Origin of the sequence: Halothiobacillus sp. (genome assembly GCF_028710545.1) — a bacterium.
In the GTDB taxonomy this organism is placed as follows: Bacteria; Pseudomonadota; Gammaproteobacteria; order Halothiobacillales; family Halothiobacillaceae; genus Halothiobacillus.
Genome location: NZ_JAQTTX010000017.1, coordinates 47088 through 54798, shown reverse-complemented (window position 1 = coordinate 54798; position 7711 = coordinate 47088). Strand labels below are relative to the sequence as shown.

Annotated in this window: 9 protein-coding genes; 3 read left to right on the top strand and 6 right to left on the bottom strand. The window is 58.5% G+C overall.

Annotated elements, in window-relative coordinates; genetic code table 11:
- Positions 1-205: 205 nt before the first annotated feature.
- From PHD44_RS05155 to PHD44_RS05135, 5 genes are read right to left on the bottom strand one after another with little or no spacing between them, the layout of a single operon-like run.
- Positions 206-850, bottom strand: a complete 645-nt coding sequence (locus PHD44_RS05155; RefSeq protein WP_300188803.1) for a 2OG-Fe(II) oxygenase — start codon at positions 848-850, stop codon at positions 206-208.
- 59 nt (positions 851-909) lie between these two features.
- On the bottom strand, positions 910-1854 hold the full coding sequence (locus tag PHD44_RS05150) for an NAD-dependent epimerase/dehydratase family protein (protein ID WP_300188800.1): 945 nt from the start codon (positions 1852-1854) through the stop codon (positions 910-912).
- On the bottom strand, positions 1844-3409 hold the full coding sequence (murJ, locus tag PHD44_RS05145) for a murein biosynthesis integral membrane protein MurJ (RefSeq protein WP_300188798.1): 1566 nt from the start codon (positions 3407-3409) through the stop codon (positions 1844-1846). Before murJ ends, PHD44_RS05150 begins: the two co-directional genes overlap by 11 nt.
- Positions 3410-3437: 28 nt before the next feature.
- Positions 3438-4589 (bottom strand): succinyl-diaminopimelate desuccinylase, encoded by a 1152-nt coding sequence (dapE, locus tag PHD44_RS05140; protein ID WP_300188796.1) that lies wholly within the window; start codon positions 4587-4589, stop codon positions 3438-3440.
- Entirely contained in the window at positions 4586-4954 is a 369-nt protein-coding gene (locus PHD44_RS05135; protein ID WP_300188794.1) for an ArsC family reductase, read from the bottom strand. Before PHD44_RS05135 ends, dapE begins: the two co-directional genes overlap by 4 nt.
- A gap of 175 nt (positions 4955-5129) precedes the next feature.
- Between PHD44_RS05135 and PHD44_RS05130 the strand changes: the two genes are divergently transcribed.
- The 3 genes from PHD44_RS05130 (at position 5130) to PHD44_RS05120 (ending at position 6636) form a co-directional block, all read left to right on the top strand.
- Positions 5130-5453: a hypothetical protein gene (locus tag PHD44_RS05130; RefSeq protein WP_300188791.1), complete on the top strand. Its 324-nt coding sequence runs from the start codon at positions 5130-5132 to the stop codon at positions 5451-5453.
- Between the two features lie 397 nt (positions 5454-5850).
- Complete coding sequence (locus PHD44_RS05125) at positions 5851-6123, top strand: PepSY domain-containing protein (RefSeq protein WP_300188788.1); 273 nt, start codon at positions 5851-5853, stop codon at positions 6121-6123.
- A 6-nt stretch (positions 6124-6129) separates the two neighbouring features.
- Positions 6130-6636, top strand: coding sequence for a cytochrome b/b6 domain-containing protein (locus tag PHD44_RS05120; RefSeq protein ID WP_300188785.1), 507 nt, complete (start codon positions 6130-6132; stop codon positions 6634-6636).
- 49 nt (positions 6637-6685) lie between these two features.
- On the opposite strand, the gene nadC is transcribed toward PHD44_RS05120, so the two are convergent.
- Positions 6686-7540 carry a carboxylating nicotinate-nucleotide diphosphorylase gene (gene nadC, locus PHD44_RS05115; RefSeq protein ID WP_300188809.1) on the bottom strand — a complete coding sequence of 285 codons (855 nt, stop codon included), beginning with the start codon at positions 7538-7540 and terminating at the stop codon, positions 6686-6688.
- Positions 7541-7711 lie beyond the last annotated feature (171 nt).

Sequence of the window (7711 nt, the reverse complement as noted above, 5' to 3'; positions counted from 1 at the left end):
CAGCAGGATGGTAGCGCCGTTGGCGAGCAGATGGTGTCAGGTTCATAAAAGTGTCCACTAAAAATAGGTGGACACTTTTTACCCTACTCAATCCCCGTCAGAACAGGTGGGGCGGCTGGACGCTTACCTTCCTCTGCATAAAAAGGGGCGACACTTTTTGAACGAATACGCATCCCCCTTTGAAAAAGGGGGGAATGAGGGGGATTTATTTTGCCGGATCGATTTTCCCCGTCACGCTGGCGTTGCAGCGGAACCAGCCTGCAATGCTGGCGCGGGGTTTATGGGTGGGGAGCACTTCGTGGGGTATCTGCTCACTCATGAAGACGACGAGCTTGCCCATTTGCGGCGTAATCACCGCCAACTTTTCATCGGAATCTTCCTTGTAAATCAACAGCTCGCCGCCCCAATCGGCCTGCCAGTCCGGGTTCAGATACAACACGGTCGTAACCATCCGGCTTGCCCGCCCGCGGAAGCTGTCGAGATGTTTTTTATAGAAGCCGCCTTCCTTATAGAGCGCGAAATGGCACTCGTATTCGAACAAGCCCAGAAACAGGCTGCGATTGAGTTGCAACTGAAGCTCGGCCATCTGGTCGAGATAGGCTTTCTGCGCCGCCGTATGCCCGTCGAGCCATTTGATCTCGTCGCGGCGAATCGATGAATTGATTTGATGAATCGCCCCACGCCCAACACCGGCGCGCTCCAGATGGCCTTGCGTATCGTGATACTCGGCTTCTGCCAACAGGGCCTGGCAGAGCGAATCGGTCACGGCGTGGGGCCATTGATACCAACCGTGTTCCACGAGGCCATCGACGAGCTGTTCAAACAGCACGGGCGTTAAGTTCAGGGTCATGCTCGACTCACAACAGAAAGGATTGAAGGGAATGGGCTGAAGATGCGGATCGCCGTACGTCAGCGACGAGGGGGCAAGCTGATGGGCTGTCCATCGGCCATGTCCTCTGCCCGACAATCGGCCAGAGTGGCCGCCAGGCTGGGGTAACGCGGTCGCCAATCCAGTTCGCGTTGAATCGCACTGGCGTCGATCCGTTTGGATTCGCTCAGAAATTCACGAGCCATCGGCGAGGACTGCGCCAGCACATCCGCCAGCGGCAGACACGGTGGCGGCGGCAACTTGAAATGCGCCGCCGTGGCGAGAAACAGCTCCGTCATCGGGCGAGGATTGTTGTCACTGATGTTGAACAGCCCCGCAACGGGTTTGCCCTGTTCCAGCCGGGCGATCAAGCGAGTGCAGATATCGGCCAGATCGTCGGCATGAATGCGATTGGACCACGGCGACTCATCCAGGCACACAACCGGCGCGCCCGCGCGGATGCGTTCCAGCGGCAGGCGATCACAGGCGTAGATGCCGGTGATGCGCAACACGGTCAACGGGATGGATCGCGCACGGCACCAATCGTCGAAGCGGGCTTCGGCGTCCAGCCGGCGATGGCCTCGATCATGGGCGGGATTGGCCGGCGTCTGCTCGTCGATCCATTCCCCATGGTGATCGCCATACACTCCCGTGGTGCTGGCATAGATCACCCCTTGCGGATGTTGTGCGGGCGGGATGGCCGCCAACCATCGGGCCACACGGGTATCGACAACGCCATCATTGGGCGGCGGGGCGAAATAGAGCCAGATGGCCTTTGACGGCAGCTTCGCGGGTGGTTCGTCCCGATCCAGATCAAAATTCAGTGCCGCCCATGCGGCTCGATGCCCGGCGGGCGGCGGGGCGAGATGGCGGGCGAGCGAGATGATCGGGTGGTCGGGATGCCGTTCGGCCACGCGCCGGGCGATATCACCGTAACCGATGAGAACTAGCGGTAATGCCGTTGGAGAAAGTAGGTCAATTGGCATTTTTCAGATGCTGCCAGACACGACGCGGATGCAAGCCCGTCAACCACCCACTGGCGGCGTACACGAGCATGCCGCCCGCGATCAGTAAAAACAGCCAGACGATTCGAGTCAGCGCATGGGCGTGCGTCCATTGCGCCGCGTCGGGGCGCAGCCAGAGCAAGACCGCCGCCATCACGAGCGTGGCGGCCAGCACTTGGCGCAAGAATAACCATAAGGCCGGATCTGGTTTCCAGGCATCACGTTTTTTCAGGAAATACGCCAGCAAGCCGAAATTGACCCAGGCGGCCATCGCGGTGGTGAGCGCCAGGCCCGCATGGGCCGCATAACCGCCGAACAGGAACATCCACGGCAAAACGATGATAGCCTTGAACGTCAGGTTTGCCCCGACCGCGACCATGCCGATCTTGACCGGCGTTTTCGTATCCTGCCGCGCATAGAAACCCGGTGCGAACATCTTGATCAGCAAAAAGGCGGGCAAACCCAGCGCATAGGCGGACATCGCTAGGGCAACCATGTGCGTGTCGAACGCGTTGAACGAGCCGTATTCGAACAGCGTCGCCAGCATCGGTTGCGCCAGCACCACCAGCCCAGCGCAGATCGGCAGCCCCAGCAACACGGTGAACTTGATCGCCCAGTTGAGCGTGCCGGAAAAATCACCTTGATCGGTGCGGCTGTAGGCGCGGGAGAGCTTGGGCAGAATCACCGTGGAAATCGCCACGCCGAAAACACCCAGCGGCAGCTCGACCAGCCGATCGCTGTAGTACAGCCACGACACGCTACCCACCATCAGCATGGAGGCGAGGATGGTATCGACCAATAAATTGATCTGTGTGATCGAGGCGCCGAACATCGCCGGAATCATCAGGCGGATGGTTTTGCGCACCCCCGCGTGTCGACCGAATCGCGGGCGCGGCAACAAACCCAGTCTCGCCAGAAAAGGCAGCAGGAAGAACAACTGCAGAATCCCGGCGAAAAACACGCCCCAGGCCAGTGCCATCACCGGCTCCTTGAACCAGGGCGCGGCAACGAGGGTGGCGGCAATCAGCGAGATATTGAGCCAGATCGGCGCCAGCGCAGGCATGCCGAATCGCCCGAAGGCGTTGAGCGTACTGGCGGCAAAAGCCGTCAGCGAGATGAAAAACAGATAGGGGAACGTGATCCAGAGCATGTGCGCTGCAAGCGCCCGTTGCGCCGGATCATCCGAAAAGCCCGGTGCAAAGACAGTAATGACCAGCGGCGCGGCACTGATGCCCAAGCCGACGACCACGATCAACACCGCCGCCAGCGTGCCGAACATATGATCGATAAAATCCTTGAGTTCCGCTCGGCTGTTCTTCTCCCGATATTCCGACAACACCGGCACGAACGCCTGCTGGAACGCGCCTTCGGCAAACAGGCGACGCAGGAAATTGGGGATCTTGAACACCACGAAAAACGCATCCGTGGCCGGGCTGGCACCAAAGACGCGCGCCAGCAGCATGTCGCGCACGAAACCCAGCACGCGCGAAATCATCGTCATGCTGCTGATCAGCGCGGTGGAACGCAGTAGGCCCATGGCAGTCAGTGACCGGCGCGCTTAAGAATCATTGCGCCGCTGCCAGTTGGTGGAGCAGGGCCTCATAAATGCGTGACAAGTCGATGAGGTGAGCCATAGGCACCCGCTCGTCGATCTGATGAATCGTCGCGTTCAATGGGCCGAGTTCGATCACCTCGGCCCCGGTCGGGGCAATGAACCGGCCATCAGAGGTGCCGCCCGCCGTCGACGGCAACGGTTTGACACCGGTCACGGCCGCCACCGCCGCTTCGACGGCATGGACGAACGGGCCCTGTTTCGTGAGGAAGGGTTGCCCCGAAATCGACCAGTTCAAGCTATGCCGCAGTTGGTGTTTTTCCAGCAAAGCTTCGATACGGGATTGAATTTTCTCCACGCTGCTTTCGGTGTTGAAGCGCAGATTGAACTGCACCTGTAATTGACCGGGAATCACGTTGTTCGCGCCCGTCCCCGCATGGATATTGGCGATTTGCAGGGTAGACGGTGGGAAGTGTGCGTTGCCCTGATCCCATTCGATGGCCGTGAGTTCGGCCAGAAACGGCGCGGCGCGGTGCACGGGGTTGTCGGCCAGATGCGGGTAGGCGACGTGGCCCTGTTTGCCGTGGATGACGAGATTACCCGTGATCGAACCGCGACGACCGATCTTGTATTCATCGCCCAGTCGCTCGCGGCTGGAGGGCTCGCCCACCAGACACCAGTCGATTTTTTCGTCGCGTTCGCTCAACCACTCGATGACCTTGACCGTGCCATCGACGGCCACGCCTTCTTCATCGCTGGTAATCAAAAAGGCCATGCGAAACGGTGGTTCGGGCGTCGTCTGCACAAAACGCTCGATGGCCGTGACCATCGCCGCGATCGAGCCTTTCATATCTGCGCTGCCGCGGCCGATCAGCACGTCATCGACGATATTCGCGGCAAACGGCGGCTGGCTCCAAGCTGCGGCATCGCCCGTCGGCACCACGTCGGTGTGCCCGGCAAAACAGAACAACGGGCCGGATGATCCGCGCACGGCCCAGAGATTATCGACCGCGCCGAACGGCAAGGGTGTGATCGTAAAACCCACGGCCGCCAGGCGCTCCGCCAACAGTGGCTGACAGCCCGCATCTTCCGGCGTGATCGAAGCGCGGCGGATCAGATCTTGTGCCAGGGCAATAGTGGGGTTGGGATTGAGCACGTCGTTCATGATGGCACCTTGTTGGTAGTCGCTTGAGTGAGGGCGTGTTGCCATTGCTCTGGATCAAAACCGATCAAGGTGAATTGATCCGACACCAGAATCGGACGTTTGATCAGGCTGGGATTGCTCAAAGCGGCTGCGCGTGCAGTGGCTGTGGTCATCGCGTTGCGTTCAGCTTCCGGCAAACGGCGCCAGCTCGTGCCACGACGGTTAATCACCGTTTCCCAACCGAATTCATCCAGCCAGCGATCCAGCAGTTCTTCTGGCACACCGGCCAACTTGTAATCATGGAACTGGTAATCCACGCCGTGATCGGTCAGCCAGACATGGGCTTTCTTCACGGTGTCGCATTGAGGAATTCCGAATAAAGTCATCATGTTCATTAATATGCTGTGCAAGTGATTTGTATTGTTCAAGATAGATAAGTTTGATTCGCGGCACGTTCACCGATTACTAAACTACGAGTGAGATTAAAAAAACCGCCAATCGGCGGGATGCCTCACACGCAGAAGCAGCGCCAAACGAATCGATTTCATTGAGGAGCCATCCATGAATTCTACGCCATTGACCATCAAGTATGCCCGAAGTGTGTCACTTGCCGCTGCTTTGCTCGTGATCGCCTTGCCGGCAGCGGCCGAACAGCATGATGCTTCCTGGGGTAGCGAACTGCATGCACAGCATTGCGCCGACTGCCACTCCGCTCCTCATGATGCCGCTTTTTATACTTCCAAACGCGGCGGTAAAATCAAGAACATGGCCAGCCTGAACACGATGGTGCAATCCTGTGCCAACCACTTCAATGTGCCCTGGTTCGATGAGGAAGTAAGTGCCGTGTCGGCCTATCTGAATCAGACCTATTATCAATTCGATTAGACCCGTGCCGACTAGCCGGATAGCCCGTAGGGACACTCTGCTTTAATCGTAGGTTCTGTGCGGCACAAGAATGTGCTGCCATGAACGATTTGTTAAAGCCACCTCGAACAACCTTTCAATATTCCCTAAAACCAGATTCTGGTTAAGTAATGGGTTGCCCTCGTTAGCCAGGCAATTAGTTGCGCCCTATAGTCGATTTATTTTGATAATCATTCGCATTAACGTTAACTTTAGTGATGCGCCCGCCCCCTTGTCGATGCGGTTTGTGACGGTGCGTTTGCAATCGTACCCCGCGGACGCTATTTGGAACATAAACCCAGGTGTGCCGCGTACTGTTTTTGGAGGGTCGTCAGGGCGGGCGGCTCAGGTTATTCAATCAAGCATGAGGTTTTGCACAATGAGACTGCGCTATTTTTTTATTGGATTGACCGCTGCGTTCATGAGCACCGCGGCCCAGGCTGGCCCGCAATGCACGCAAGAGCCTCGTTCGGCCTGGATGCCGGCAGACAAGGTGCTGGCCAAGGCCACCCAAGAGGTGCCCAAGCTCAAGTTGTTCAAGGTGACGGATGGCAACTGTTTTGAGATCTACGGTTGGGGCAAGGCCGGCGAAAAGCTGGAAATCTACTACCACCCGGTCACCGGCGAGGTCGTCAAGCGCGGCAGCTGGTAATCGATGGTGCTGAAACGCCCGATATCCGGTACCCGTCGATGGTCGCGCAGTCAGCGCGCAATCCATTGGGGCTTGGTGCTGATCCTGCTGTTGGCGTGGTGGAGCGGATCGAATGGCGATGAATGGCACGAATGGGTGGGCTACGGGGCCTTGGCCTTGCTCGGGCTGCGTTTTTTGATCGGCTTTGGCAGCAGGCATCCGCATGCGAGATGGGGATTTTTCCTGCACCAACTGCTTGCCTTCCGTCGGTCGCCGTCGGCGGATCATCCCGATGGGCGCCCTGTGCTCGGTCCCTTGGGCGCTTTTTCGGCCATGATGCTGTTGTTATTGATGACCGCCACCGCAGTCACGGGCTGGATGCTGACACTCGAGCAGTTTGTTGGCGAGGATGCTGCCGAGGATCGTCATTACTGGGCATTCAATCTGACCCTGGCCTGGACGGCACTGCATGTGCTGACCCACCTTGTGCGCTGGCTGAGACGTCGGCCCGTACTCGGCCCGGACGGGGCGTAAAACACCCCGAATCGCTTGCAATCGCAGGCATCAGCCCTCTCGATGGGGTTCAGGGCACGATCAGGTGGTCGGACGAAGGGGTGAAACGAAGCGACAGGTCGATGGCCTGAACGTGCTTGGTGATGGCGCCGGTCGAAATGAAATCCACACCGGTCAGGGCAACGTCCCGCACGGTGGACAAATCCACATTGCCTGAAGCTTCGAGTTTGGCCCGCCCCTTGTTCGCTGCCACGGCGGCGCGCAGTCCGGCCAGATCGAAATTATCCAGCAGAATCCGGTCAACGCCCGCCGCCAATGCTTCTTCGAGCTGATCGAGGGTTTCAACTTCTACCTCAAGCGGAACATCCGGGTTGATCACGCGGCTGGCCTGCACCGCTGCCGTGATCGACCCCGCCGCCATGATGTGGTTTTCCTTGAGCAGAACCATGTCGTACAAACCCAGACGGTGGTTCAAGCCGCCGCCACAGGTGACGGCGTATTTCTGCGCCATACGCAAACCGGGGATCGTCTTGCGGGTATCGAGAATGCGTGCCGATGTCCCGCTGATGGCATCGACATAGGCGCGGGTGATCGTCGCCGTGCCGCTTAAGGTTTGCAGAAAGTTCAAGGCCGTGCGCTCGGCCGTCAGCAGCGCGCGTGCCGGTCCATCGAGCGTGCAGATGACACTATCTGCCGCGACAGTATCGCCATCACGGTACAACCACTGAACCAGTGAGCGGTTCGATACACGGCGGAACGCGGTTTCCGCCCAGGCCGTGCCGGCCAACACGCACGATTCTCGCGCCACGATCTGACCTTGCATCATCTGTTCGGCAGGAACGAGCCGCGCGGAGACATCGCCGCTGCCCATATCTTCGGTCAGCGCGCGTGTTACATCGTCGGCTATCTGCTGGGAATCAATCATCACTTTATATTTTCCGGAATTTCAGGGCGTTTACCGTGGATCGCCAGGGGTATAGAAGAGGACTCCCTAGTCTAAACCATCTCGCCATCACAGTCCGATAGGCCCCTATGTCGGCAATCGTACCTGAGCATTGGCACTCTTTGCGATAAGCTTGATGCGTTCCGATTCTTG

Excerpts from the sequence above, each read along its gene's own strand:
- PHD44_RS05155 (WP_300188803.1), bottom strand. The coding sequence starts at position 850 with ATGACCCTGAACTTAACGCCCGTGCTGTTTGAACAGCTCGTCGATGGC.
- PHD44_RS05150 (WP_300188800.1), bottom strand. The coding sequence starts at position 1,854 with ATGCCAATTGACCTACTTTCTCCAACGGCATTACCGCTAGTTCTCATC.
- murJ (WP_300188798.1), bottom strand. The coding sequence starts at position 3,409 with ATGGGCCTACTGCGTTCCACCGCGCTGATCAGCAGCATGACGATGATT.
- dapE (WP_300188796.1), bottom strand. The coding sequence starts at position 4,589 with ATGAACGACGTGCTCAATCCCAACCCCACTATTGCCCTGGCACAAGAT.
- PHD44_RS05135 (WP_300188794.1), bottom strand. The coding sequence starts at position 4,954 with ATGACTTTATTCGGAATTCCTCAATGCGACACCGTGAAGAAAGCCCAT.
- PHD44_RS05130 (WP_300188791.1), top strand. The coding sequence starts at position 5,130 with ATGAATTCTACGCCATTGACCATCAAGTATGCCCGAAGTGTGTCACTT.
- PHD44_RS05125 (WP_300188788.1), top strand. The coding sequence starts at position 5,851 with ATGAGACTGCGCTATTTTTTTATTGGATTGACCGCTGCGTTCATGAGC.
- nadC (WP_300188809.1), bottom strand. The coding sequence starts at position 7,540 with ATGATTGATTCCCAGCAGATAGCCGACGATGTAACACGCGCGCTGACC.